This is a genomic window from Phenylobacterium sp., assembly GCF_036963605.1.
In the GTDB taxonomy this organism is placed as follows: Bacteria; Pseudomonadota; Alphaproteobacteria; order Caulobacterales; family Caulobacteraceae; genus Phenylobacterium.
Map to the genome: position 1 here is coordinate 1 of NZ_JBALUY010000052.1, position 24,893 is coordinate 24,893.

A 24,893-nucleotide genomic window follows, 5' to 3' on the forward strand; every position below is an offset into this window, starting at 1 on the left:
TGGGGCTTCAGCGTCAGCCTGGGACGGGAACGTCGGCGAGCACCTGGGCGATCACCGTCTCGGCGCTCAGGCCGGCGGCTTCGGCCTCATAGGTCAGGCCCACCCGGTGGCGCAGCACGTCGTGGGCCACCTCCTGAACCAGGGCCGGGGTCACCTGGGCCAGGCCACGGATGAAGGCGAGCGCCCGGCTGGACTGGTAGAGGGCCAGCGTGGCGCGGGGCGAGGCGCCAAAGGCCAGCTGGCGGAGGCCGGATGTGCTCCCGACAAGGGCCGGCGCGGCCAGGTCGCGAGTCCGGCGGACCAGGGCCAGCAGATAGGCCTCGATCTCCGGCGCCACGAACACCTCATCGACGCCCTGGCGCAGGGCCAGGAGCTCAGGCCCGTTGGACGTGGCCTCCACCGAGGGCGACCGGGTGGCCGAGCCCCAGCGGCGCAGCATCTCCAGCTCGTCCGTATCGGAGGGATAGTCGAGCAGGACCTTGAACAGGAAGCGGTCGGTCTGGGCCTCGGGCAGGGGATAGGTGCCCTCGTGCTCCACCGGATTCTGGGTCGCCAGGACGAGGAAGGGATCGGGCAGGGGATGGCGGGTTCCGCCGATGGTCACCTGCCGCTCTTGCATGGCCTCCAAGAGGGCGCTCTGCACCTTGGCCGGCGAGCGGTTGATCTCGTCGGCCAGGACGATATTGGCGAAGACCGGTCCCAGATGCGGAGTGAAGCTGCCGTCGTGGGGGGAATAGACCAGCGTGCCGACCACATCGCTGGGCAGCAGGTCAGGCGTGAACTGGATGCGTTCGAAATCCAGGCCCATGGCTTGGCCCAGGGACTTGACCAGCAGGGTCTTGGCCAGGCCCGGCATGCCTTCCAGCAGGACGTGACCGCCCACCAGCAGGGCGATCTGCAGCCGCTCGATCACCTGGGTCTGTCCTAGAACCGCCTTGCCGACCTCGGCGGACAGGCGCGCGGCCCAGGCGGGACCCGGCAGGGTGGCGGACGAGGCGGGCTGCGGGTGACTCATCGGGACCATCCACGCGTTACACTTACGGCCGGCGCGCCCCATGCCGGGCGCGCCGGGTCTTCAACTAGAACTATTGGCCGCGGCGCAGAACCCGGCCGTGCCGCTCGTCGGTCACCTCGCCATCCATCACGGCGGGCTTCCCGTTGACGAAGATGTACTCCATGCCCTCGGAATAGGCGTGGGGCTGCTGGTAGGTGGCCACGTCGCGGATGGTCTCGGGATCAAACACCAGCACGTCGGCATAGGCGCCGGCGCGGAGGACGCCGCGGTCGGGGATGGAGAACACCTCGGCCGACAGGCCGGTGGAGGCGTGGATCGCCTGGGCCATGCTGATCACCTCGCGATCGAGCACATAGCGGCGGAACTTGCGCGGGAAGGCGCCATAGGCCCGCGGATGCTCGCCGCCGACCCCGAACGGCCCCAGGGCGCCGTCGCTGGAGGTCATGGTCCAGGGCTGCTGCATCAGCCGCTCCACGTCGCGCTCGTTCATGTTGAAGGAGACGATGCTGGCGCCGCCCTCGATCAGCATGTCGATGGCGGTGTCGAGCGGGTCCTGCAGCTTGCGCCGGGCGATCTCGTCCAGACGCATGCCGTTCAGGGAGGTATCAGGCGCATAGTTGCGGATCATGATGGCGTTGGCGCCCGCGCGGCGTTCCAGATTGGCCACCATCTCCTGGCGGATGAGGGCGCGCTGCTCGGGATTTTGCAGGCGCTTGACCGTCGCGTCGGGCCCGCCTTCCTGCGCCCAGCCGGGAACCAGAGAGGCCTGGAGGGAGGAGCCGGAGGCGGCATAGGGATACTGGTCGGCCCAGATGGACAGCCCCTCGGCCCGGGCGGTGTTGATCAACTCCACCGCCTGCTCCGACTGGCCCCAGACACTGGGGCCGAGCATCTTCATGTGCGTCACCACGCCGATGATGCCGGTCTGGCGGGAGACGTCGATCAGCTCCTTGATCGCGCCGAGCACGCCGACGTCATAGCTGGACTCGTCGCGGATGTGGCTGATGTGGAAGGCGTTCGGATAGGTCGCCGCGACCTTGGCCAGGGCCACCAGTTCAGGCGTCTCGGAATACTTGCCGGGAATGTAGAAGGGGCCGCTGGAGAAGCCGAAGGCGCCCAGGTCCATGGCCTGTTTGACGAGAGCTTCCATCTGGGCGAGCTCGGCCGCCGTCGGCTTGCGGTTCTCCAGGCCCATCACGTCCTTGCGCACGCCGTTGTGGCCGATCATCGGCACGACGTTCACGCCCGGCACATTGGTCTCGATGGCGTCGATCTGCGGGCGAAGGTCGCCGGGGCCGCCGCCATCGGGATTGATCATCACTGTGGTGATCCCCTGGTAGAGGATCGGCACGGCGGACGAGAGCTCGGGTGTGCCGATCTCCGGCGCGGCGTGGGAGTGGGGGTCGATGAAGCCCGGCGAGACGATCTTGCCTGTGGCGTCGACGGTGGTGGTGGCGGTCGCGGTGGCGGGGATGGCGCCGACTTCGACGATGCGTTCGCCCTTGATCGCCACATCGGCGGCGCGGCCCTCGGCGCCGGTGCCGTCATAGACCGTGCCGCCGCGGATCAGGACATCGTACTCCTGGGCCAGGGCCGTGGCCGAGACCCCGGACATCAGGCTGAGCGCGAGGCCGGCCGCCAGGACGCGGCGGCGAAGGAAGCTCGGCGGGGTCGTGATGCGGTCTGGGGTCATGGTGGTCTCCACGAACTGGGGCGTATTGGGTCGTCGTTTCCTCACCAGACCGGCTCATCGAGCGCGAAGGGAGTCTGGCGTCGTCATGAAAAGAGCCCCGGGCTTTCGCCCGGGGCTCGCTTGGATTGGTCAGTACTCGAAGCGTACGCCGACCCGGAACACGCGGCCGAGGATGTCATAGACGCCCTGGCTGGTGGACGGGTTGCCGTAGGCGGTGCCGGCCGGGCCGTAGGCGACAATCTCCGGGTCGCGATTGAAGAGGTTGGAGATACTGACAAAGGCCTCGGTCTTCTGAAGGACCTTCAGGTCGTAGGTCATGGCCAGGTCGACATAGAAGGCGCCGTCGATCTTGTTGTTGTTGATCGTGCGGTTTTCGATGGTCGAGACCGGGCAGCCGGTGGTGCATTCGATGAACGAGTTGTCGTAGGTGCTCTCGCTCACGCCGCGGCCGGTGACCTGGATGGTCCAGGGATCAGCCGTATAGGTGGCCGTCGCCCGATAGATGAACTCCGGCAGGGAGATCGAACCGGCCGTATCGGTCGGGGCGTCGATGCCGTTGTCCTCGTAGTTTTCCAGGTAGTAGGTGCCGACCGCCCGCAGGGCCATGGCGCCGTCGCCGAGGTTGAAGCGGTAGGAGGCTTCCAGGTCGAGGCCGCGCGACTTCTGGACCGCGAAGTTGAACGGGCTCACCGACACCTGGCTGATCTGGTTGCCCGACCGGGTGATGGCCGCGCAGTAGGTCTGGTTCCCCTGGAAGCAGCGGTCGACGATGGTGTTGGCCTGCACTGAACCGATGGCGCCTTCGATCTGGATGTCGAAATAGTCGATGGCGGCGGCGAAGCCCGGCAGGAAGGTGGGCTGCAGCACGACGCCCACGCCCCAGGTGTCAGCCAGCTCGGGGTCGAGGTTGAGGTTGCCGGTGGTCAGCTCCAGGAACTGGGTGGACTGGTTGTTGTTGAAGGGATCCAGCAGCGTATTGGTGCGGCTGGTGCCGGCGGCGAACAGTTCGTTCAGGTTCGGCGCCCGAATGTCCCGCGAGCGGGTGACGCGGAAGCGGACGTCAGGGATCGGCGAGTAGACCGCGCCCACCTTCCAGGTCGTGACATAGCCCGAGGTGCTGTAGTCGGTGCCGCGCACCGCAGCGTTCAGGTCAAAGCCGTCGGCCAGCGGAATGACGGCCTCCACATAGGCCTCGGTGACGGTGTAGGAGCCGAAGGTCGGGCGATAGTTGCCGACGAACCAGCCCGACTGGAACTCGGTCGGGACCTCGCCGGAAACCTCTTCCTTGCGGTGTTCGATACCGGCCGCCATGGAGACCGGGCCAGCCCAGGTGGAGAAGGGGTCGCCGGAGATGTTGGCGGCGGCCACCTGCTGGGTGAAGAACTGCTTCCGCTGCGGATTGCCCAGGATGTAGTCGAGGGCGGCCTGGGAATTGACGCCGATGCCCATGCGATTGAAGGGCACGCAGCCATTGGTCGGATTGGTCAGGGTCGAGCGGCAGACGATGTCGCCGTTCGGCGCGAAGACCGCGTCCTGGGCCAGGGCCAGGCGGGCGTTGTTGGTGATGTCGCGGGCGATCTCGAGGGTGTCGGTCTCGCCCCGCTGATAATAGGCGTCCCAGCGCCAGGCGCGGTCGAAGGCGTCGAAATCGCCCTCGGCCCCGACCACATAGCGCGTGACGCTGCGCTCGTTGTCGGTCTTGCGGATCGGCAGGTCGGCGTTGGTGGTGCCGAGGTTGAAACTGGCGATGTTCAGGGCGGCCAGCTGCTGGCGGATATCGGCCGGCAGGAAGGCGTTGTCGGACCGGATGGTGACATTGCCCTGGTTGAACTGGACGCCGGTCCAGCCGAGGGAGGCGTGTTCATTGTACGAGAACTGGCCGAAGATCTCGATATTGTCGGTGATGTCGAAGCTGACCCGGCCGAAGAAGCCCTTGCGGCGGTCGTCGGCGTTCAGGGACTGCTTGTTGTTGACCTGAACCGACTCCCAATCGCCACCGATCATCCAGGGATCGCGGGTCAGGCCATAGGCCTGCTGGCCTACCACCCCGCCGACGCCGAAGGTCGTGCCCCGCAGGGGGGTATTGACGATGATGCCGCCCGGCGTCGCGTTGGACAGGCCGGCCCCGCTGGTGACGAACCGCTCGGGCTGGCCGTTGCCCGGCGCATAGTTGGGGTTGGTGATGATGTACCAGCCGTCGTTGTTCCAGTCGCGCGGCACCCCATAGATGCCCTCGCGATCGACGATCTCGCCGTTCAGCAGCAGATGACCGCGACCGCCGGCGAAGGGCGTGCCGTAGGTGAGGTTGACCCGGTACTCGTCGTCGTCGCCATAGGTGGTCTGGCCCGCCTCGACCGAGCCCTTGAAGCCCTGATAGTCGGTGTCGAGGATGAAGTTGACCACGCCGCTGACGGCGTCGGAGCCGTAGGCCGCCGAGGCGCCGCCGGTGACGATCTGCACGCCGCTGATCAGGCCCTGCGGGAAGGTGTTGACGTCCACCGACCCGGTGATGGTCGAGCCGACCGAGCGCTGGCCATTCAGCAGGACCAGGGTGCGGCTGGCGCCCAGGCCGCGCAGGTTCAGCGCATTCACGCCCGCCGTGCCCGAACTGATCGAGGCGTTGGAGGTCTGAGGCGTGGCGCTCCCGACGATGGACGGGATGTCGTTGACGAAGTCGGCGACGTTGGACGGGGCGGCCGCAAGGATTTCGGTCTCGCTGATCACCGTCAGGGGCGTGGGCGCCTGATAGCCGTCACGGACGACGCGGGTGCCGGTGACCACCACTTCTTCTACGCTGGCGACGCCGGGCGTCGCGACGGTCTGCGCGCTGGCCGCGCCGGCTGCGGCGACGCCCAGCAGCAGGGCCATGGCCGAAGCGCCGTGGGTCAGGCCCAATTTGCGGGCAGATCGGAGCCCCCTAGCCCGCACGTTGTGCATCTGAAGATTTCTTGACATGACTAACCCCCTCGGAATTGACGATAAGCAGAATGTTCATTTGGCGCCCGGCTTTATTATAATTCGCCGGAACTGCGATGATCTGCGCCCGTATTCGTAATGAGGTTGTCGGCCCCCCACCGGAGTGTCAACGCCAGCTCCCCTTCGGAATATTGCGGCGCCTATAACCCTCAGACATGGGTGTGGCCGGCCTGGTTGGCGCCGAGACTGAGGGAGGCCTTGGCGGGCCTGCCTTTGCGGGTGATGGCTAATCAGGTCTCCGACAATGGAAAATGGCCAGACCGCGCCGGCCGCGGAGCATGGAGCGCCCGATTCCAGGCGATGGAACGCCGAATTCGGGGCGCCGCCAAGGGGGCTGTGGCTGTCCAGGCCAGGCCATGACGTCAGGCTATTGATCGCACAATATTCGGAAAGGTCGTCTTGATTGACACTAATGTCGCAGGACTGACACCCTTCCGAGGGGCTGGAGCAAGACGTCTTCGGCGCTGGGGCGTCCGCACGAAGATTCGGGCAGTCATCCTGTCAATATTTAGCCGCGAACCGGAATTTGCCGGGAGGCGGGCGTCGCCGACCCGGCCTAGCCTGGTCCGACCGGCCCTGATTTGAACAAGGATCTGACATGAAGACGCCCTCTGGTTTCCTCCGCCGCCGGATCCTGGCCGCCGGCCTCGCGCTCGGTCTGATGTCGAGTGTGTCGAGCCACGCCCTGGCGCAGGAGTATGATGTCCTGATCCGCGGCGGTCTGATGTTTGACGGCACCGGCGCCGAGGGCCGCGCCGCCGACGTGGCGATCAAGGGCGACCGCATCGTCGAGGTCGGCGAAATTCCGGCCAGCGCCACCGCCGCCACCGTGGTCGACGCCACGGGCAAGTATGTTTCGCCGGGCTTCATCGACACCCATTCCCACGCCGCGCCGGGCATCGAGACGCCGGAACTGGCGCCGGCCATCTCGGTCCTCACCCAGGGGATCACCACGGCGATGATCAATCCCGACGGCGGCGGTCCGGCCGATCTGCGCCCGCAGGTGGCGGCGATCGAGACCAACCGACCCGGTGTCAATGTGATCCCGATGATCGGCCACAACGGCGTGCGCCGCGCGGTCATGGGCCTGGAGAACCGTAAACCCACGGCCGCCGAGCTGACCGAGATGCAGGGTTTGGTGCGCGAGGCCATGACCTTCGGCGCGCTGGGCATGTCCAGCGGCCCCTTCTATGTGCCGGGCAAGTATTCCGACACCAGCGAGATCGTCGCCTTGGCCAAGGTGGCCGCAGAGTTTCCGGGGGCCTTCCACACCAGCCATATCCGCGACGAGTCCAGCTATGACATCGGCGTGCTGGCCTCGGTGGCCGAGCTGATCGAGGTCTCGCGCCAGACCGGGATCATCGGCGTGGTCAGCCATATGAAGATGCTGGGCCCCACCGTCTGGGGGCAGTCCGACGACGCGATCAAGATGATCGACGCCGCCCGGGCCGAGGGCCTGTCGATCTGGGCCGACCAATACCCCTATGCCGCCTCCAGCACCGGCCTGTCGGCGGCCCTGATCCCCGGCTGGGCGCAGGAGGGCGGGCAAGAGGCCCTGTCCAAACGCCTGCAGAACCCCGAGCAGCGCGCCCTGATCCGCGAGGGCATGGTCGAGAACCTGGCTCGCCGGGCCGGCGCCAACGCCATCATGATCTCGAGCTACAGCGCCGATCCCTCGCTGGAGGGGATGCGCCTGGACGAGATCGCACGGCGTAACCTGCAGGACCCGCTCGACACCGCCATCGATCTGCTGATCAAGGGCGGCGCCGGCATCGTCTCGTTCAACATGAATGAGGACGATCTGGAGCTGCTGATGAAGCAGCCCTGGATGATGACCTCGTCTGACGGCGCCCTGGTGACCTTCGGCGAAGGCGCCGAACATCCCCGGGCCTATGGCGCCTATCCCCGCAAGCTGCGGCGCTATGTGATCGAGCGCGAGGTGATCAGCATGGCCCAGGCCATCCATTCGTCCAGCGGCCTGCCGGCGCAGGTGTTCTCTATCCCCGATCGCGGCGTGATCAAGCCCGGCTTCTACGCCGACGTGCTGGTCTTCAACCCCGAGACGGTCCGGGACGTGGCCACCTATCCCATGCCGCACGCCTATTCGCAGGGCATGGACTACGTGTTCGTGAACGGCAAGGCGGCCCTGGCCGAGGGCGAAGTCACCGCCGAACGCGCCGGCCGCGTCATCCTGCGCGGCCGCTAGCCGCGCTGGCCAGGGCCGGAGCCGTCACCCCCACAGGCGGTTCCGGCCCGAACGTCTTTTGAAGCTTCCTCCAGTCCAGGATCCAGCACATGCGCCGCGCGACCTTGAAGTCCCTGCTGCTCGCCACCGCTCTGATGGGGGCCGGCGCAGCCCAGGCCGCGGAGTTCGACCTGGTGATCCTGGGCGGCCAGGTGGTGGATGGCACGGGCGCGGGCGCCTATCGCGCCGACCTGGCCATCGAGGGCGACCGGATTGTGCGGATCGCCCGGGACGGGCTCAAGGCCGACGATGGCGACGCGGTGCTTGACGCCCGCGGCCTGATCGTGGCGCCGGGCTTCATCGACAACCACGCCCACATCGCCGACAACATCCACGAATATCCCCTGGCCGAAAACTTCGTCCGGCAAGGGATCACCAGCATCATCGCCAGCCTGCATAGCGGGCCGCAGCCCTATCCGCTGAAGCCCTATATCGAGGCGCTGAAGGTCGCCCCCAATGTCGGCTTCTTCGCCGGCCACAGCTTTGCGCGCACCCAGGTGCTGGGCATGGAGAACCGGGCGCCGACGCCTGGCGAGCTGGCGAGTATGCAGAAGATCATCGCCGACACCATGGCTGACGGGGCGCTGGGGATGTCCACCGGCCTGGTCTATGTGCCGGCCAACTACGCCAAGCCGGATGAAGTGATCGCCATGGCCAAGGTCGCCGCCTGCTGGGGTGGGATCTATGTCTCGCACATGCGCGACGAGGGGGCCGGCGTGCTGGATTCCGTGGCTGAGGTGATCGAGGTCGCCGACAAGGCCGGACTGCCGGGCCAGATCAATCACCACAAGGCCATGGGCTCCACCCAGTGGGGGTGGAGCGTCAAGACCCTGGCGATGATCGACGAGGCTCGCGCCCGCGGCCTCGACATCACCCATGACCTCTATCCCTATTCGGCGTCGAGCTCGTCCTCGGCTGTGATGTTCCCCGCCTGGGCCCTGGCCGGCGGCCCCGAAGGCTTCAAGGCCCGGCTGGAGGACCCTGAGGTCCGGGCCAAGGTCGAGGCCGAGATGATGCGGGTCCTGATGGTCCAGCGGGGCGGCGCGGACCTGGAGCGCCTGCAGTTCCGCAGCCTGGCCGCCGATCCCTCCTACAATGGCAAGACCCTGGCCGACCTCGCCAGGGATCGTGGGCTGGCCGGCACGCCGGAGGATGCGATCCAGCTGCTGATCGAGCTGCAGCTCAAGGGAGGCTTCACCGCCATCTATCACGTGATGGACGAGGCCGATGTGGTGCGCATCCTGCAGCATCCCCTGGCCATGATCGAGACCGACGGCGACCCGGTGGGCTTCGGCGATGGGTTCCCCCACCCCCGCACCTACGGCGCCTTCCCCCGGGTGCTCGCCCGCTATGTGCGCGAGCAGAAGGTCCTGACGTTGGAAGACGCGGTGCGCCGCATGACGTCGCTGGCCGCCGACCAGGTCGGTCAGACCGAGCGGGGAAGGCTGGCGGAGGGCGCCTTCGCCGACATCACGGTCTTCGACGCCGAGACCATCGCCGACAAGGCGACCTTCGAGGACCCGCACCAGTACGCCGTGGGCATCCGCCATGTGGTCATCAACGGCGTGCCGGTGATCCGCGCAGGCGCGCTGACCGGCGCCATGCCTGGCCGTCCGCTGCTGGGGCCGGCGCGGCCTGATGCGGTGCGTGCCGATCCGGCGACGCCGGGCTGTCCTAAGGCCTAGAGGGTGAGGGCCACGCCGCCCATGCCTGAGGCCCAGCTGGGCATGGGCTCGTAATAGAGGCGCTCACCGCGGGCGTCGGAAACGGCGCCGGCCAGGGTGATCCAGGCGCTGACCTCAAGTCCGCCATTGCCGGCGGCCGCCAGGATCTCGGCGTTGGTCATGCGGGCGAGTTCATCCCCGCGTCCTTCGATCATGGCATCCATTAAGGCGAGGTCCCACTCTGCGTTGACCTGGCCCTCCTGCGGCACGCCCAGCCAGTGGGAGAGGCCGCCGCCGGCCAGCAGGGCGACCCGCTCGCCGGCCGGACGCACGGTCTCCACATAGGCTTTCAACAGGCCCCCCATGCGCCAGCAGGCTTCCGGCTCCGGCGCCGGGGCGACGGCGGCGTTCACATAGAGCAGCGCCGTAGGCAGGGTCCGGTTTGGATCGACCACCCCGTGGGGGATCATCACGCCGTGGTCGGGGCGGACGCCCGACAGGGTCTGCACCGCCTGGCCCTGGTCATCCAGGAATTCGGCCAGCCCTTGAGCGAAGGCCGCGGCGCCCGGGACGGGGTCGGTGGGCAGGCCCATGTCGCCATAGGGGACCAACACATCGTCCATGGCCACGGCGAAGGGGGCCGGCTGGTCGGCGTGGAAGTTGTTCAGGTGGTCGGCGGTGATCACCACCAGGACGTCAGGCCGCGTCGCGTGCAGGCGACGGCCGATTTCGCGCATGCCCTGAAAGACCCGCTCGGCCTGGTCCTCCACGCCGTCCGGCGCGCCCAGCACATGGGAGGTGGCGAAGGCTCCGACGATCTGGCCCATGGGCTACCTCCGGTCGAAATAATAGCTGATGGCGAACGGCGTGATGGTCGCCCGGCCCGACCAGATCAGCCACTTGATGATCAGGTTCGGATGGATGCCCAGGCCGTGCAGATCGTCGCGCCCGCCCAGGTTCAGCACGCCGCGCGCCGCCTCCGGCACGCCGAACCGGTCGAACAGCTGGGCCGGATCGGTCTTGATCAGCCCCCGGTCGCCCGGCGTGGCGATCAGGTGGTGGATCATGGCGTGGACGCCGGGCGGCGCAGCCATGCCTACAACGTCCGGGGCTGAACAAAGTCCAGCACGGCACGGCAGAAATCGTCCCGCTGCTCGATCATCGCCCAGTGGCCGCAATGGGGGACGATATAGCCCCACGAATTCTCGAACAGCTCCAGGAAGCGATAGGCCCGGGGCAGGATGGAGACCCCGTCCTCCTTGCCGTTCACCACCAGGATCGGGTGCTTGATCGTGGCAAGGCGCTCTTCGGGATAGTTGAGCGTGCCGGTCTTGGTCTGGGCGTTGATCGCCGCGAGCGCCGCGCGGGCCTCAGGTCCATCGACGATCTCGTAGCGGTACTGGATCATCTCTTCGGGCGGAACATAGTCCGGGCCGGTGAGGCCAGAGACCACCCGGCGCATGCCATCGAGCGTGAAGTCGTACTGCAGGTTCTTCATCAGGTCGGGCGAGGGCTTTTCCGGGATCGGCAGGCCGGCGCTGCCCATCAGCACCAGGCGCTCGACCATCTCCGGGTGATCCAGCGCGACCCCGATCGAGGCGGCGCCGCCCATGGAGTTGCCGACCAGGACGACGGGGCCGAGGTTCATGGCCTTCAGGAAGGCGGTCAGGTGCGCGTTGCGGCCCGGCTGATCATAGAGATAGATGTCGGGCGAGGGCTTATCGGTGTGGCCAAATCCGATCATGTCCGGGGCGATCACCCGGTGGGTGCGTGCGAAGATCGGCATGCACTCGATCCAGTTGCCATAGGCGTCGGCGCCGGCCCCGCCCCCGTGGACCAGGACCATGGGCGGGCCTTCGCCGGCCTCCAGATAGTGGGTGCGGACGCCGCCCGCCTCGATGAAACGGCTGGCGACGCCGGTTCCGTCCAGCTTCATCTCAGCGCTCATCGCAGGTGCTCCGGGGTCTGGATGCCGCGGTTGCAACGGCTGGCCAGCCGCCGCCATTCCAGGATCGTCACGTCCGGCTCGCAGAGCATCTCGTCCAGCCAGCCATAGTCGTCCTGATAGAAGGGCTGGGTCACCTCGCGGGCCCAGATGTCGTCAGCGTTGAAACCGTCCAGGCCGTGGGGCTTCCAGATGGTCTCGAAGTCGTTGGCGAACTTGATGCGGGCTTCGTCGGTCTTGGCCTCGTGGCCGATGGTCTGGAAATAGATGTGGGTGTCGGCGTCGATCGGCACATACCACTCGAACTGGGTGAGGCCGGGCGCCGGGAACGCGTCCACCTTCAGCACGCCGGGCAGCCAGCACGAGGTCTTCATGGCCGCGGACGTGCCGCTGGCCTCGCCGGTGCGTACGCCACGGACCACGACCTCGCCGTCCACCTCGCCCTCCCAGGCCGGCTTGTGCAGGGCGAAGTCGTCGATCACGCCCTTGGGCCCGTCGGGCGCCTCCACCGTCTCCACCGCGCCGGGCAGGGGGGTGTGGCCGATGGGGAAGTTGAACACCCGGTAGTGGCGAAGGGTGGTGTCCTTGTGGATGAAGATGTGCAGGGCGTCGAAGCCGTTCTCGGCCCCCAGGCGCCAGTTGGAGTTCACCACCCGGTGCTTGCCCAGGATCATGACGTCGTCGTCCAGGAAGCCCGGCGGCACGTCGTGCGCCAGGGGCGGTGGCGGGCCGTCCTCGGTGTCGCCGATGAAGACGAAGATCACGCCCTTGGCTTCTTCCACCGGGAAGGTGGTGATCTTGCGCCGACCGATCAGACGGCTGTCCGGCACGGCCAGGATGTTGACCAGCTCGCCGGTCTGAACCCGGTAGGTGTAGCCGTGGTACCAGCAGGTGATGGTGTCGCGGGTGTAGCAGTCCAGCTTCTTCGACAGCGGCACGCCGCGGTGCAGGCAGCGGTCGCGGATCGAATAGACCTTGCCGTCGATGCGCTTGAGGATCAGGGCCTCGCCCAGCAGCTTGACCGTGATCGCCTCACCCTCGGCGATCTCCTTGGAGAAGCGCACGGGATACCAGTGATTCCGGAAGCCGAGCTTGGCCTCCACATAACCCTTCCAGTCACCGACCGCGTTGGCGACCTCAGGATTGACGAAATGATCCTCACTCATGGGATTCCTACTCTGACGCGGCGCCGACTCTGGCGATCTTGTTTGTATGACAATATGACGGAAGAGGTCGAGGCAAGCGCCGGGCTAGCCCTGCAACCGCAGGGATGCGCGGCGCCTATTTTTGAGGCGCTCTAGAGGCTGAAATTCAGGCTGACGGCGCCCAGGCCGCCGATCTCGGCCACCACCTTGTCGCCCGGCGAGACATTGGCCATGGGCCCCAGCGCCCCGGTCAGCAGCAACTCGCCCTTGCGCAGGGGATGGCCGAGCGCGGCCGAGCGGCGGGCCAGCCAAGCCGCGGCGTTCAGGGGGCTGCCCAGGCAATCGGCGCCCGTGCCTTGGGAGGCCTGCACGCCGTTGACGCTCATGGTCATGGCGCAGCCGATCAGGTCCAGTCCGTCGAGGCGCCGTACTGGTCCGCCCAGGGCCACCAGGCCCGACGAGGCGTTGTCGGCGACGGTGTCGAGGATGTTGATCTTCCAGTCGGCGATACGGCTGGAGACGATCTCGACCGCCGGGACCACCCAGGCCACGGCCTCATAGAGATCGGCCACCGTGCAGTCGGGCAGGTCCAGGTCGCGGGACAGGATCAGGGCCACCTCGGCCTCGACCTTGGGCTGCTGCAGCCGCGCGAAGGGCAGCTCTTCGTTGTCGCCGAACACCATGTCGGCGAACAGGTGGCCGAAGTCGGGCTCCGACACGCCCAGCTGCGCCTGCACGGCCTTGGAGGTCAGGCCGATCTTGCGCCCGACCACCCGGCGGCCCTGGCCGGTCCAGTGGCGGACCTGGGCCAGCTGCACCTCATAGGCGGCGGCCACGTCGCCGGGCGCGAAGGCCTCGCGGATCGGGGGGAGGCGCGGGCCCTCATAGGCGTCCAGCAACTGGCGGGCGAGCTGTTCGGTCTGGCTGGCCGGGCTCATGAGATCCTCCATCGGGGCTCGTGCGGCCTGCTAGACCGCCTCTTGTGTTCACGCCGTAATGTCATATCGTCATACAAACTTCAGTCAAATGGCGAGGGGCGATGTACGCCGCGCATTTCACCTTTTCCGATGGTCGCGTCACCTCGGTGCCGGTCGCCCCGGGCCAGACGGTGCTGGAGGCGGCGATGCAGATCGACGCGCCGATCCGCTATGATTGCGCCTCTGGCGAATGCGGCGCCTGCATCGCCCAGCTGACCGCGGGGGAAGCGGAGTTCGACGCGGCCGGACCCTCGCCGATCTCGGCGGCCGAGGCCGCCAGCGGCCTGCGGCCTACCTGCCAGACACGGCTGAGCGGCGATGCGGCCTTCGACCTGCCCTATGCGCTGGAGCCGCAGCCCTCCGCGCCCGCCCGTCATTCGACCCGGGTGAAGGAGGTGGAGCGCCTGTCGCAGAGTGTCTATCGCCTGTCCCTGGAGCGGCCGGAGGGCTTTTCCTTCCAGAGCGGCCAGTATGTGCGCCTGCGGCCCCCGGGCAAGAGCGGCGCGCGAATCTACTCCATCGCCAGCGCCCCGGGCGACGGGAGCCAGCTGGAGTTCCTGATACGCCATGTGCCCGGCGGCCTGGCCTCGGAATGGGTGGCGACGGCCGCTAGCCCCGGCGACGCCGTAAAGATCCAGGGGCCGCTGGGCGCCTTCGCCAGCGATCCCCGGGCGAGCCGCCACGTCTTCGTGGTCGGCGGGACGGGCCTGGCGCCGGCGCTCTCCATGCTGCGGGACATGGCGCCTGGAGAGGGCGAGGTGGTGGTCTGTTTCGGCGTGACCAGCCTGCTGGACCTCTTCCACGTGGCCGAACTCCAGGCCCTGGCCGCCGCCCATGGGCGAGCCCAGGCGCGGTTCGCGGTCTTCATCGGCGAGCCCGGCCCTGCGGCGAGCCAGGGGACGGCGGTCTCGTTGCTGACGGCGTCCGATGTGGCGCCGGGGACGGCCTATTATCTCTGTGGCCCGCCAGCCATGGTCGAGGCGGCGCGGACCACCCTGGCGGTGCTGGGCGCGCCCCTGTCGGCGATCCGGGCCGAGCGCTACCTGCCCAGCGCCTAAACGGCCAACCAAGCGCGGAGGCGGGCCGCGGCCGCGTCGCCTGAAGTCTCCAGGCCCAGCATGGCCGAGAGCAGGATGCGGGCCTGGCTGGCGCCCAGGTCGGCGCTGAAGATGGCCCCGGCGTCCGCCATCCGGGCGCCGGACGCATAGTCCGGCGCCACCCGACCGAACGGGCAGCGGGAGGCCACCAGCGCCACGACGCCGGCCGCGTAGGCTCGGCCGACCGCAGCGACCACGGGTGGGCTGGCGTTGCCGCGGCCAAGGGCCTGGATCACGATCCCCCGCGCCCCTTGCGCGACCGCCGCATCGATCAGCCCGCCGCCGGAACCCAGGCTGGCGGCGAGAATCTCTACCGTGGGGTCCATGCGCAGGTCGGAAAGGGCGGCGGGCCGATCCTGAAGGCGCGGGAGTCGGGCCAGGATGTCGCCTGAGCTTCCCGCCTCGCCCTGGCGGTCTGCAAAACCGGTTAGGTCGGAGGTGTGGGCCTTGACCGCATGGCGGGCCGGCATCACCCGGCCGCCGAAGGCCAGAAGCACGCCGCGGTCGCGCGCCGCCGGGTTCGCGGCCAAGGCGACCGCGTCGGCCAGGTTCTTCGTTCCATCAAACGCCGGGTGGGCCGGCGCCCGCTGGGCGCCGGTGAACACCAGGGGCAGGGGCGAGGTCCAGACCAGGTCGGCGAGGAAGGCGGTCTCCTCCATGGTGTCGGTGCCATGGGCGACCACGATCCCGGCCAGGTCGTCGGCGCCGTCGGCCGCCGCCTGGGCCGCGCGGACGATGGCCGCCGCGTCTGCGAGGCTCAGTTCGTCACTCAGACCCGCATGCACCTGCTGCAGGCTGAGGCGTGTATCGCCGGCGCCGGCCCCAAGGGCCAGGCCCTGGCCGCCGCTCAGCACACCGCGCGCATCGGCCCGCGAACTGATGGTTCCGCCGGCGTCGAGCACCAGGACATTGCTCATGCCCAATCTCCGATCAGTTGCTGATTTTTGCACACGGGTGGCTTCTCGCGCTTGCATTGTATGACAATCAGACAATTGTCCATCAAACGCCGAGGCCTCGTCGGTCGCGGCCGGTGTTGTGTGTCTGAGCTTACGATTCTGGAAGGCTGTGAGATGGGGCGAATTCGGCTGTGCGCGGCGGCGGATGTGGATGAGGGACAGATCCTGAAGGTCGAGCCCGAGGGCATGGACCCCATCGCGCTCTGCCATGTGGACGGCGCCTTCCTGGCTGTCGAGGATGAATGCACCCACGCCATCGCGTCGCTGTCGGAGGGCCGGCTTGAGGGCGAGGTGATCTTCTGCCCCATGCACGGAGGCAGCTTCAATGTCCGTTCCGGCAAGGCCTGCAGCCTGCCCTGCAAGTTCCCGCTGAAGACCTTCAAGGTCGAGGTCGCTGACGGCGACGTCTGGCTGCTGGACGGGGCCGCCTGATGTCCGCTCCGGGGGAGACCATGCCGGCGACGATCACCCACCCTAGCCTCGCGCGGGCCTCGTCCTCCCTGGCCATCCTGGTGCTGGCCTACACCTTCTCGTTCATCGACCGGACGATCCTCGCCATGCTGGTGGGGCCGATCAAGGCTGAGCTCCATCTCAGCGACACCCAGATCAGCCTGTTGACCGGCCTGGCCTTCGCCATCTTCTACACCGCCCTTGGCCTGCCTTTTGGGGCCATCGTCGATAGGGGCAGCCGGCGGGGCCTGGCGGCGGTGGGCGTGGCGATCTGGAGCGTGATGACCGCCCTGTGCGGGGCGGCCGGCAACTATCTGGCCTTGCTGGCGGCGCGTATCGGCGTGGCGGCCGGAGAGGCGACCCTGTCGCCGGCCGCCTATTCCCTGATCCCGGACCTCTTCCGCCCTGAGCATCGCAGCCGGGCCCAGGGGGTCTACGCCATGGGCGCCTGCTTCGGTTCGGGCCTCGCCTTCCTGATCGGTGGCTGGACCATCATGGCCGTCTCGGGCCTGCCGCCCGTCAGCCTGCCGTTGCTCGGCGAATTCAGCGGCTGGCGGCTGGTCTTCCTGGTGGTGGGCGCGCCGGGCCTGCTGGTGGCGCTGCTGGTGCTGGCCGTGGCCGAGCCCCGGCGCAAGGCGGCCGGTTCTTCAGTGGCGGGGCCCTCGCTGGCCGCCCGCCCGGCGGCGGCGCTGGAGGCGCTTCGCCGGCACTGGCGGGCCTATGGCGTCGTCATCGTCGGCTGCTCGGTGGTGAACATCGCCTTCCACGGCCTCAGCGCCTGGGCGCCGACCCTGCTGGGCCGGGTCCATCAGCTGGAGCAGGGCCAGATCGGCTTGATCCTCGGCCTCGGCTTCCTCGGTCCCGGCTGCGCAGGTCTGCTGCTGGGGGGCTGGGTGGCCGACCGCTGGCTGGCGGCGGGACGCCTCGACGCCAATCTGCGCATGGCCCTGATCGGCGCCCTGGGGGCGGCCGCCATGCTCAGCGGTCTGATCCTGTCGCCCGGTACGTCGATGACGGTAGCGCTGCTCTATGGGGCGATCTTCATGATGATGTTCCCCATGGGAGCCGCGCCTGCGGCCCTGCAGATCATCTGTCCGCCGGACCTGCGGGGGCGGATCGCGGCGGTCTATATGCTGGCCCTGAACCTGATCGGCATGGGGATCGGCCCCACGGCCGTGGCCCTGCTGACCGACTATGCGTTCTCCGATCCCATGGCCGTGGGCCGCGCCATGGGCCTGGTGGGCCTTGCCGCCGGCCTGATCGCCGCGGCCCTGATCACGCTCGGCCGTCCCAGCTTCCGCGCCCTGGCGGGCGCCCCTCAGCGGCCGACGGCGTAGGCCTGCATCAGGCGCGGCGTGGCGGCGGCGGACAGGACGCCGTCGGCGCCGCGTTCGGCCGCGGTCAGCCGGCCCGCCGACCAGGCCGGCGCAATCTGCAGGTCGTGGCCCCGGCGGCGCAGCTCGGCGATGACCGCCTCGCCCAGGGACTCCTCAACCACCGACACGCCGGGCATGGCCTCCCGCGGATAGAAGGAGGAGGGGAAGTGGACGGTGTGGAACAGCGGCATGTCGATGGCCTGCTGCAGGCCCAGCCCGTGATGGATCCGGCGCAGCAGCAGGGCGAGCTGCCACTGGTCTTGCTGGTCGCCGCCCGGCGTGCCGCAGACCAGGGCCGGGCGACCGTCATGCAGGGCCAGCGTCGGGGTGAGCGTCGTCCGCGGTCGTTTGCCCGGCGCCAGGCTGGCGGGCAGGCCCTCGGTCAGCCAGAACATCTGCGCCCGGGTGTTGAGGGCGAAGCCGAGGCCAGGAATGGTCGGCGAAGACTGCGGCCAGCCGCCTGAGGGTGTGGCCGAGACCATGTTGCCCCAGGAATCGATGACGTCGAGATGCACCGTGTCGCCGGGCTTCAGGGTGGGCTTGAGATGGGCCATGGTCGGCTCGCCCACCCCCAGGCCGCCGCCCTCGCCGGACGCCACCCGGACCATGCCGAGGGCCTGGGCCACCTGGTCTTCGAAGCCCGGCAGGACGCCGGGCCGCAGGTCGCGGGAGGCGGTCTCTCCGATCAGGCTGCGGCGGGCGGCGTAGGCCTCGCTGAGCAGGGCGTCGAGCGGGACCTCGACGAAATCGGGGTCGCCGTAATAGGCCTCGCGGTCGGCGAAGGCGAGCTTGGAAGCCTCCAGCACCAGATGGGCGAAATCCGCGCCATTGGGATCGAGGCTGGCGATATCGAAACCCCGCAGCAAGGCCAGGGCCTGTAGCAGCACCGGGCCCTGACCCCAGGGCTTGGTCTTGCAGATGGTCCAGCCGTGATAGTCGAGTGTGGCTGGCGCCTCATAGGCGGGGCGCCAGCCGGCCATGTCCTGTCCCGTCAGCAGGGCTTTGTGGCGCCGGCCGCTGGAGTCCATCAGGGCCTCGGCCTGGCCGAACCGGTCGATGGCCTCGGCGACGAAGCCCTCGTACCAGGCGGCCAGGGCCCGCTCGATCTGGACCTCCCGCGCGCCTTGACCGGCTTCGTCGAGGATGCGCTTCCAGGTGGCCGTCAGGGTCGGGTTGGCGAACAGGGCATGGGGCGCGGGCGCCTCGCCGCCCGGCAGCCAGACCGGCGCCGAGGTCGGCCATTCGGTGGTGAAGGCGTCCTTCAGTTCGGCCAGGGCGCGGGCGACGCCGGGCAACAGCGGGTGACCGTGCTCGGCATAGCCGATGGCCGGCGCCATCACTTCTTCCAGCCGCAGCCGGCCGTGGTCGCGCAGCAGGGTCAGCCAGGCGCCGAAGGAGCCGGGAACCACGGCAGAGATCAGGCCTGATCCCGGCACGGCGTCGAGGCCCAGGTGGCGGAAGGCCGCGATAGTCGCAGCAGCGGGCGCGGGCCCTTGGCCGCAGAGCACCTCGATCTTCCCGGTGGCGGCGCTGTGAAAGATGATCGGCACCTCGCCGGCCGGCCCGCAGAGGTGCGGCTCCACCACCTGGAGGCAGAAGCCGGCCGCCACGGCGGCGTCGAAGGCGTTGCCGCCCCGCTCCAGCATGGCCATGCCCACCTGCGAGGCGATCCAGTGGGTGGAGGTGACCACGCCGAACGTGCCGCGGATTTCGGGCCGGGTGGTGAACATCGCGCGCTCCTGGCTGGGCCTTTGGACCTCGCCTAGGCGGCTGCAGAGGTCAATATGATTGTCATACAATACAATATGCCGCGTGAAGGGCGCCCGGGCCGTGACCACTTGCTGTCAACGGCGGCGATTCCTCACCAAATTCAAGGCCGGGCCTTAGCCGTCACCGGCAGTCCCCGGCTGCGGTTCAGGCGCCCGTCGCCTGCGCAAAGGCAAAGCTGGGCGCCCAAGCTTTCGGCGTCAGGCGGAAATCGACTGGATGCGGACGGCCTCAGTCGTGCGCCTCACGTGTATGACTGTAGGTTTGTCAGACAAACTGGAAGGCTCTCAGATGTGGAGGCGGGGGCATGACTGGGCGCAAAAAACCAAGCGTCACGTCAGCGTCTCCCTGCGGGCCGCCCGGCTGCAAGACATAGATTGGGGATAGATCAACATGTCGCACACCGCACTGCGCCGCCAAGGCGGCTCCCGGCTTCGCCGGTCCCTGGGGCTTCTCGCCTCCACCAGCGCGGTGGCGCTGGGCCTGATGGCCACCCAGGCCCAGGCCCAGGTCGCGGCCGAGCCCGAAACCCTGTCGGAGCTGGTGGTCACCGCCGCCCGCCGCGGCGCGGTCTCGGTGGCCGACACGCCGCTGGCCGTCACCGCCTTCTCCGGCGAGAAGCTGGAAGAGCAGGGGATCAGCTCCCTGCAGGATCTGACCCGCCTCGATCCTTCGCTGAACGTGCAAAGCTTCGGCGCGTCGCAGACCAAGGTGGTCATCCGCGGCATCGAGTCGAATGTCGGCGCCACGTCCGGGGTCTATCTCGACGAGTCGCCCCTGGTGGGCGGTCTGGGCGGCAACATCCTGGGCGACGGCAAGCCGGGCGTGCGCTTGCACGACATCCAGCACGTGGAGATTCTCAAGGGGCCCCAGGGCACCCTGTTCGGCTCCAGCTCCATGAGCGGCACTCTACGGGTGATCACCCGCAAGCCGGACCTGTTCGAGTTCGGTGGCCGGGTCGAGGCCTCGGCCGCGACGGTCAAGGGCGGCGACGAGTTCTTCGACGGCTCGGCGACCCTGAACGTGCCGATCATCGAGGACACCCTGGGCGTCCGTATTACCGGCTGGGGCGAGAGCGGCGGCGGCTATGTGGATCAGACGATCAACGGCGCCCTCTATGAGAACAACAACAACGCCCATGTGAAGGGCGGCCGCGTCGTCGGCCTCTGGCGCCCCACGGACAACTTCAACCTGACAGCCCTGGCGTTGCACCAGGAGATCGATGTCGACGGCACCCAGGCCTGGCTGCAGGCCGACGGCGCCTATGAGACCTCTTCGCCGACGATCGAGTTCTACCGGGACAACTACAATCTCTATTCGGTGACCGGGGAGTACGACCTGGGTTTCGGCTCGATCATCGCCTCGACCTCCTATTCCAGCCAGCGGGTCACCAACCCCAAGGACAGCACGCCGACAGCCAACAGCTTCGGCCTGCCGGGCTCGACCCTGTTCATCGCCTCGGTAGATTTCCGCAATGTAGTGTCCGAACTGCGCTTCTCGTCGGACTTTGACGGACCGTTCCAGCTTGTGACCGGCGCCTATTACGAGAACAGCCAGAGCACCTACCAGACCAATTCGGTGCTCGCGACCTCGACCGGCACGGCGCTCTGCTACAGCTACGGCGAATGCGTCGCCAAGGGCCTGCACGAGCCAGGCCGCGGCAACAGCCTCTACGAGTTCGGCACCCGCACGAAGCGCGGCGTGGGCCAGTACGCCCTGTTCGCCCAGGGTGACTATGCGATCACCGACACCCTGACCGCCACCGTCGGCATCCGCTACTTCGAGGCCAAGATCCACGACACGGTGGTCAATCTGCAGACCGTGTTCCCCGACTACATCTTCGGCCAGGTGACCACGCCGTCGATCACCGGCGACAGCCGTGGCTCCAACTCGCACACCAGCTACAACTATTCGCTGATGTGGGAGGCGACTCCGGACATCAACGTCTATGCCCGCGCCGCCTCCGGCTTCCGGCTGGGCGGGGTGAACACCGCCACCTCACTGGCCCAGCAGGCCGGGGTGGTCTTCCCGGGCACCTACAATCCCGACAGCCTCTGGAACTATGAGGCCGGCGTGAAGAGCTACTGGCTCGACCGCCGGCTCTATGCGGACCTGTCGGTCTATCGGATCGACTGGAACGACCAGCAGCTCTCGGCCCAGGCGGCCGGCGCCTTCGGCTATACGATCAATGCAGGCAAGACCGAGGTGAACGGCGTCGAGCTGAACGGCGCCTTCGATCCCATGCCCGGCCTGAACATCTCCGGCAGCATCAACTATGTGGACGCCAAGCTGGCCGAAGACCTGCCGGCCGACGTCTTCGCCGCCGGCACCTTCGGCTATGAGGGCGACGACATCCCGCTGACGCCCAACTGGTCCTATTCGCTGCAGGCCAGCTACGAGCAGCCCCTGGCCTATGGCCTTGACGGCTATGTGCAGGGGGGCCTCGCCTATCGCGGAGAGTCGTTCACCACCTTCAACAGCCAGAACCAGTACTACACCAAGCTGCCGGCCTACACCCTGGTCAACGCCAAGGTCGGCCTGCGCCGGGACAACTGGGACCTGGCGGTGTTCGGCAATAACCTCGGCAATGAAGCCGCCTATATCGGCGTCGTGGAATCGCCGGACGGCATCCGGGTCTTCTCGCCGCGCCCGCGCAGCTTCGGCGTGCGGGTCAGCAGCACCTTCTGATCGTCAAAGGAAGCCGTCGCCCCAGCGGCGGCGGCTTCCGATCGATCCGGCTTCAGGTCCTCTGACCCGTAAGATGAGCCAGCACGGCCAGCCGGCAGGCCGAGGCCAGGCCCTGATCGCCGCGGGCCAGGTCGATCTCGGTCACCAGGGCGGCCAGGCTCAGGCCCCGATGGGCGGCCAGATCCTCCAGCGCCGCCCAGAACGGCGGCTCCAGGGCCACCGAGGTGGCATGGCCAGCCAGCAGGATCGATCTCTTCTTCAGGCGCGCCATTCCCTTATCTTGCGCGGTCGAAACACCACGGCAATCCTTCTTGGGCATTGATCGACCGTGACGCAGGCGTCATCTTTTAAGCGCCTGACCGGGAGACGCCCTATGAGCCTCGCCACCGACAGCTACGCCCCCACCACCGCGCGAGCCCCTGCGCCCGAGCGCCTGCCCAAGCCGCGGCTGCAGTGGGGCGCGGCGCTGAAGGCCCTGCGGCGCCTGCTGGCCGACAAGGACGACACCGTCCAGGTCTTCGAGATCATGCGCGCCCTGAACGGCCGGTCCTCGGCCTGGGGCTATCACCGACTGCTGGAGACTCCGCAGGGTGGTCGCATCGCCTATGAGCGGGTCGAGCTCGAGGCCCGGCTGATGGATGACGCCTGGCTCGACAGCCTGCCGACGGGCTCAGTGGGTCACGCCTATCGGGACTTCGTGCGCAGCGAGCAGCTGTCGGCCGAGGGCCTGGCCCAGATCAGCCGCGTGGGCGCCAAGCCGATCGAGGTGATGCATCCCTATGCCTGGTTTGGTCGGCGGACGCGGGATGTCCACGACATCTGGCATGTGCTGAGCGGCTATCATCGCGACGGCCTGGGGGAGGGCTGTCTTGTCGCCTTCTCCTACGCCCAGACCCGTGGCCTCGGCTGGGCGCTGATCGCCGTGGGCGGAGCCTTGCGCGGCCGCAAGGCCAAGCATCCCTACGCCAAGGCGATCTGGCAGGGTTATCAACGGGGCAAGGCGGCGGCCTGGCTGCTGGGCGAGGACTATGAGGCCCTGATGGCCGAGCCGCTGGATGCGGCGCGCCGCCGGCTGAACCTCACCCCGCCGACCATCTATGACGCCATCCCGCCGGAAGCCCGCGACGAGGCGCAAGCCTAAGAAGGTTCAGTCGTCATCGAGGCGGGACTGGTCGAGCTGGCGGCGCTGGCGCTCGGCTTCCAGTTGTTCGGCCAGGGTCTGGGCCTTGGCGCGGCCATGGCTGGCGCGATTGGCCTTGGCCTGAGCCTGGGTCGCCGCCTTGTCCCTGGCCTTGCGCACCTTGTTCAGATTGACGATCTCGCCCATCGGTCCTCTCCGCCGGTTAGCCAAAGCCTGCGCCCGACCGCCGCATTTCGCAAGCTGGACCGACATCGCCCACCGGGGGTGATCCTCGACACCGATGCACGAATGGTGCACTCAGAGGCGGTGTGGAGAGGGGGCCGATTTGGCCGGCAGATCGCATTCGACGGCGCTTCGGCGGCTGCGTCGCACGACGCCGGTCCTCCCCATCCTGATTGTCATCCTGGGCCTGGCCGCGACCCTGTCGGGGGCCCTGCTGGTGGACCGGCTCGGCGACGTCCGCGATCGCCAGCGGTTCAACAGCGTCGTCGATCAGGCCAACAACGCCCTGGACGGCCGTCTCGAGACCTATGTCGCCATCCTCCATGCGGCGGCTGGGCTGTTCGCCGCCAGCGAGACGGTGAACCACGATGAGTTTCGGGCCTTCGCCGAGCGGGTGGACCTGAGGGGGCGTTACGGCGGCATCCAGGGGCTGGGCTATTCGGCGCAGATCGCCGCCGAGGGCCGCGGAACCCGGGCGCGCCACGCCGTGCTCTTCCTGGAGCCCGAGGACGCCCGCAATCAGATCGCCATCGGCCTGGACATGTACGCCGAGCCAGTGCGGCGCGAAGCCATGGCCCGGGCGCGCGACACGGGTCTTGCGGCCATGTCTGGCAAGGTCGAGCTCGTCCAGGAAATCGACGAGCATAAGCAGGCGGGCTTCCTGATCTATGAGCCGGTCTATGTCGGCGGCGAACCGCCCGCGACCTTGGACGCGCGGCGCCGGACCCTGGCCGGCTTCGTCTATGCCCCGTTCCGCGCCGACGATCTGCTTCAGGCGGTCTTCGCCGGGGTCGACCAGAGTGAGTTCGGCTACGCCGTCTACAATGGCGAGGTCGCGCGGGAGAACCTGCTGGCCGCCAGCGCCCCAGACAAGGGCGGGGCGGGGGCGGCGGGCCTGTCGGCGGTGCGTCAGGTTTCGGTGGCCGGCGGCGTCTGGACGATCGTCTATCGCGCAGGGCCCGGCTTCGGCTCCAGCGCGGCCCATCAGCTGGCGTGGATATTCGCCTTCGGCGGCCTGCTGGCGACGGGTCTGGTGGCCATCGCCACCTGGCGCCAGGGCTCAGCGCGCATGGCCGCCGAACGGGAACTGGCCGCGCGCACGGCCATCGAGGCCCGGCAGAAGCTGCTGCTCGATGAACTGAACCATCGGGTGAAGAACACGCTCGCCACCGTCCAGTCCATCGCCGCTCAGAGCCTGCGTCAGACCGGCGACGTGGAAAGCGTCCGGCGCAATTTCGAGGACCGTCTGATCGCGCTCTCCCATGCCCACAACCTGCTGACGAGGGACGCCTGGCGCGGCGCCAACCTTGCCGAACTGGCCGAGATCGAGCTGCGGCCCTACGCGGGGGCGGATGGGTCGCGGATCGAGATCGTCGGTCCGGCGGTCTGGCTGTCGCCCAATACGGCGGTGGCCATGAGCATGGCCCTGCACGAACTCACCACGAACGCCGTGAAGTATGGCGCGCTCTCCAATCCCACGGGCCATGTGGCCCTGGAATGGACCCTGTCCGAGGCCGGCGCCGAGCAGGAGCGTCT

General features: G+C 68.2%; 20 protein-coding genes. 8 read left to right on the forward strand and 12 right to left on the reverse strand.

What is annotated here, in order from left to right; genetic code table 11:
* Nucleotides 1–13: 13 nt before the first annotated feature.
* The 3 genes from V7702_RS10975 to V7702_RS10985 form a co-directional block, all read right to left on the reverse strand.
* Complete coding sequence (locus tag V7702_RS10975; protein WP_335650149.1) at nt 14–1,015, reverse strand: AAA family ATPase; 1,002 nt, start codon at nt 1,013–1,015, stop codon at nt 14–16.
* A gap of 70 nt (nt 1,016–1,085) precedes the next feature.
* A complete protein-coding gene (locus tag V7702_RS10980; protein ID WP_335650150.1) occupies nt 1,086–2,708 on the reverse strand; it encodes an N-acyl-D-amino-acid deacylase family protein in 1,623 nt (540 codons plus the stop codon).
* A 129-nt stretch (nt 2,709–2,837) separates the two neighbouring features.
* Complete coding sequence (locus V7702_RS10985) at nt 2,838–5,663, reverse strand: TonB-dependent receptor domain-containing protein (protein WP_335650151.1); 2,826 nt, start codon at nt 5,661–5,663, stop codon at nt 2,838–2,840.
* A 619-nt stretch (nt 5,664–6,282) separates the two neighbouring features.
* Here V7702_RS10985 and V7702_RS10990 point away from each other — a divergent pair.
* Both V7702_RS10990 and V7702_RS10995 read left to right on the forward strand, forming a co-directional pair.
* Nucleotides 6,283–7,890 carry an N-acyl-D-amino-acid deacylase family protein gene (locus V7702_RS10990; RefSeq protein ID WP_335650152.1) on the forward strand — a complete coding sequence of 536 codons (1,608 nt, stop codon included), beginning with the start codon at nt 6,283–6,285 and terminating at the stop codon, nt 7,888–7,890.
* An 89-nt stretch (nt 7,891–7,979) separates the two neighbouring features.
* Nucleotides 7,980–9,614, forward strand: coding sequence for an N-acyl-D-amino-acid deacylase family protein (locus V7702_RS10995; RefSeq protein WP_335650153.1), 1,635 nt, complete (start codon nt 7,980–7,982; stop codon nt 9,612–9,614).
* Here the strand turns inward: V7702_RS10995 and V7702_RS11000 are convergent.
* The 5 genes from V7702_RS11000 to V7702_RS11020 form a co-directional block, all read right to left on the reverse strand.
* Entirely contained in the window at nt 9,611–10,420 is an 810-nt protein-coding gene (locus tag V7702_RS11000) for a hypothetical protein (protein WP_335650154.1), read from the reverse strand. The two genes, V7702_RS10995 and V7702_RS11000, sit on opposite strands and share 4 nt — an antisense overlap.
* Before the next feature lie 3 nt (nt 10,421–10,423).
* Complete coding sequence (locus V7702_RS11005; protein ID WP_335650155.1) at nt 10,424–10,687, reverse strand: hypothetical protein; 264 nt, start codon at nt 10,685–10,687, stop codon at nt 10,424–10,426.
* Nucleotides 10,688–10,689: 2 nt separating this feature from the next.
* The gene (locus tag V7702_RS11010) at nt 10,690–11,541 is read right to left on the reverse strand and encodes an alpha/beta fold hydrolase (protein WP_335650156.1); all 852 of its coding nucleotides are present in this window, start codon (nt 11,539–11,541) and stop codon (nt 10,690–10,692) included.
* Entirely contained in the window at nt 11,538–12,704 is a 1,167-nt protein-coding gene (locus V7702_RS11015; RefSeq protein ID WP_335650158.1) for a Rieske 2Fe-2S domain-containing protein, read from the reverse strand. Before V7702_RS11015 ends, V7702_RS11010 begins: the two co-directional genes overlap by 4 nt.
* A gap of 131 nt (nt 12,705–12,835) precedes the next feature.
* Complete coding sequence (locus V7702_RS11020) at nt 12,836–13,621, reverse strand: 2-keto-4-pentenoate hydratase (protein ID WP_335650159.1); 786 nt, start codon at nt 13,619–13,621, stop codon at nt 12,836–12,838.
* A gap of 101 nt (nt 13,622–13,722) precedes the next feature.
* On the opposite strand from V7702_RS11020, the gene V7702_RS11025 reads away from it, so the two are divergent.
* The gene (locus tag V7702_RS11025; RefSeq protein ID WP_335650160.1) at nt 13,723–14,718 is read left to right on the forward strand and encodes a 2Fe-2S iron-sulfur cluster binding domain-containing protein; all 996 of its coding nucleotides are present in this window, start codon (nt 13,723–13,725) and stop codon (nt 14,716–14,718) included.
* Here V7702_RS11025 and V7702_RS11030 read toward each other — a convergent pair.
* On the reverse strand, nt 14,715–15,674 hold the full coding sequence (locus V7702_RS11030; protein ID WP_335650161.1) for an asparaginase domain-containing protein: 960 nt from the start codon (nt 15,672–15,674) through the stop codon (nt 14,715–14,717). The two genes, V7702_RS11025 and V7702_RS11030, sit on opposite strands and share 4 nt — an antisense overlap.
* Nucleotides 15,675–15,827: 153 nt before the next feature.
* On the opposite strand from V7702_RS11030, the gene V7702_RS11035 reads away from it, so the two are divergent.
* Both V7702_RS11035 and V7702_RS11040 read left to right on the forward strand, forming a co-directional pair.
* Nucleotides 15,828–16,145: a non-heme iron oxygenase ferredoxin subunit gene (locus V7702_RS11035; RefSeq protein WP_335650162.1), complete on the forward strand. Its 318-nt coding sequence runs from the start codon at nt 15,828–15,830 to the stop codon at nt 16,143–16,145.
* Nucleotides 16,145–17,500, forward strand: a complete 1,356-nt coding sequence (locus V7702_RS11040; RefSeq protein WP_335650163.1) for an MFS transporter — start codon at nt 16,145–16,147, stop codon at nt 17,498–17,500. Before V7702_RS11035 ends, V7702_RS11040 begins: the two co-directional genes overlap by 1 nt.
* Here V7702_RS11040 and V7702_RS11045 read toward each other — a convergent pair.
* Complete coding sequence (locus V7702_RS11045) at nt 17,482–19,269, reverse strand: gamma-glutamyltransferase family protein (RefSeq protein ID WP_335650164.1); 1,788 nt, start codon at nt 19,267–19,269, stop codon at nt 17,482–17,484. The two genes, V7702_RS11040 and V7702_RS11045, sit on opposite strands and share 19 nt — an antisense overlap.
* Before the next feature lie 430 nt (nt 19,270–19,699).
* Here V7702_RS11045 and V7702_RS11050 point away from each other — a divergent pair, with 430 nt between their 5' ends.
* On the forward strand, nt 19,700–21,994 hold the full coding sequence (locus V7702_RS11050; protein ID WP_335650165.1) for a TonB-dependent receptor: 2,295 nt from the start codon (nt 19,700–19,702) through the stop codon (nt 21,992–21,994).
* A gap of 52 nt (nt 21,995–22,046) precedes the next feature.
* Here the strand turns inward: V7702_RS11050 and V7702_RS11055 are convergent, their stop codons facing one another.
* Nucleotides 22,047–22,265, reverse strand: a complete 219-nt coding sequence (locus tag V7702_RS11055) for a ribbon-helix-helix domain-containing protein (protein WP_335650166.1) — start codon at nt 22,263–22,265, stop codon at nt 22,047–22,049.
* 102 nt (nt 22,266–22,367) lie between these two features.
* Between V7702_RS11055 and V7702_RS11060 the strand changes: the two genes are divergently transcribed.
* Nucleotides 22,368–23,135 (forward strand): Coq4 family protein, encoded by a 768-nt coding sequence (locus V7702_RS11060; protein WP_335650167.1) that lies wholly within the window; start codon nt 22,368–22,370, stop codon nt 23,133–23,135.
* Between the two features lie 6 nt (nt 23,136–23,141).
* On the opposite strand, the gene V7702_RS11065 is transcribed toward V7702_RS11060, so the two are convergent.
* Complete coding sequence (locus tag V7702_RS11065; RefSeq protein WP_335650168.1) at nt 23,142–23,321, reverse strand: DUF4169 family protein; 180 nt, start codon at nt 23,319–23,321, stop codon at nt 23,142–23,144.
* Between the two features lie 139 nt (nt 23,322–23,460).
* On the opposite strand from V7702_RS11065, the gene V7702_RS11070 reads away from it, so the two are divergent.
* On the forward strand, nt 23,461–24,893 hold a 1,433-nt coding region (locus V7702_RS11070; protein ID WP_335650169.1), incomplete at its 3' end, for a CHASE domain-containing protein.

Bases quoted from the DNA above. Each gene is read 5' to 3' on its own strand.
- V7702_RS10975 (WP_335650149.1), bottom strand. From the start codon at position 1,015: ATGAGTCACCCGCAGCCCGCCTCGTCCGCCACCCTGCCGGGTCCCGCC.
- V7702_RS10980 (WP_335650150.1), bottom strand. From the start codon at position 2,708: ATGACCCCAGACCGCATCACGACCCCGCCGAGCTTCCTTCGCCGCCGC.
- V7702_RS10985 (WP_335650151.1), bottom strand. From the start codon at position 5,663: ATGTCAAGAAATCTTCAGATGCACAACGTGCGGGCTAGGGGGCTCCGA.
- V7702_RS10990 (WP_335650152.1), top strand. From the start codon at position 6,283: ATGAAGACGCCCTCTGGTTTCCTCCGCCGCCGGATCCTGGCCGCCGGC.
- V7702_RS10995 (WP_335650153.1), top strand. From the start codon at position 7,980: ATGCGCCGCGCGACCTTGAAGTCCCTGCTGCTCGCCACCGCTCTGATG.
- V7702_RS11000 (WP_335650154.1), bottom strand. From the start codon at position 10,420: ATGGGCCAGATCGTCGGAGCCTTCGCCACCTCCCATGTGCTGGGCGCG.
- V7702_RS11005 (WP_335650155.1), bottom strand. From the start codon at position 10,687: ATGGCTGCGCCGCCCGGCGTCCACGCCATGATCCACCACCTGATCGCC.
- V7702_RS11010 (WP_335650156.1), bottom strand. From the start codon at position 11,541: ATGAGCGCTGAGATGAAGCTGGACGGAACCGGCGTCGCCAGCCGTTTC.
- V7702_RS11015 (WP_335650158.1), bottom strand. From the start codon at position 12,704: ATGAGTGAGGATCATTTCGTCAATCCTGAGGTCGCCAACGCGGTCGGT.
- V7702_RS11020 (WP_335650159.1), bottom strand. From the start codon at position 13,621: ATGAGCCCGGCCAGCCAGACCGAACAGCTCGCCCGCCAGTTGCTGGAC.
- V7702_RS11025 (WP_335650160.1), top strand. From the start codon at position 13,723: ATGTACGCCGCGCATTTCACCTTTTCCGATGGTCGCGTCACCTCGGTG.
- V7702_RS11030 (WP_335650161.1), bottom strand. From the start codon at position 15,674: ATGAGCAATGTCCTGGTGCTCGACGCCGGCGGAACCATCAGTTCGCGG.
- V7702_RS11035 (WP_335650162.1), top strand. From the start codon at position 15,828: ATGGGGCGAATTCGGCTGTGCGCGGCGGCGGATGTGGATGAGGGACAG.
- V7702_RS11040 (WP_335650163.1), top strand. From the start codon at position 16,145: ATGTCCGCTCCGGGGGAGACCATGCCGGCGACGATCACCCACCCTAGC.
- V7702_RS11045 (WP_335650164.1), bottom strand. From the start codon at position 19,269: ATGTTCACCACCCGGCCCGAAATCCGCGGCACGTTCGGCGTGGTCACC.
- V7702_RS11050 (WP_335650165.1), top strand. From the start codon at position 19,700: ATGTCGCACACCGCACTGCGCCGCCAAGGCGGCTCCCGGCTTCGCCGG.
- V7702_RS11055 (WP_335650166.1), bottom strand. From the start codon at position 22,265: ATGGCGCGCCTGAAGAAGAGATCGATCCTGCTGGCTGGCCATGCCACC.
- V7702_RS11060 (WP_335650167.1), top strand. From the start codon at position 22,368: ATGAGCCTCGCCACCGACAGCTACGCCCCCACCACCGCGCGAGCCCCT.
- V7702_RS11065 (WP_335650168.1), bottom strand. From the start codon at position 23,321: ATGGGCGAGATCGTCAATCTGAACAAGGTGCGCAAGGCCAGGGACAAG.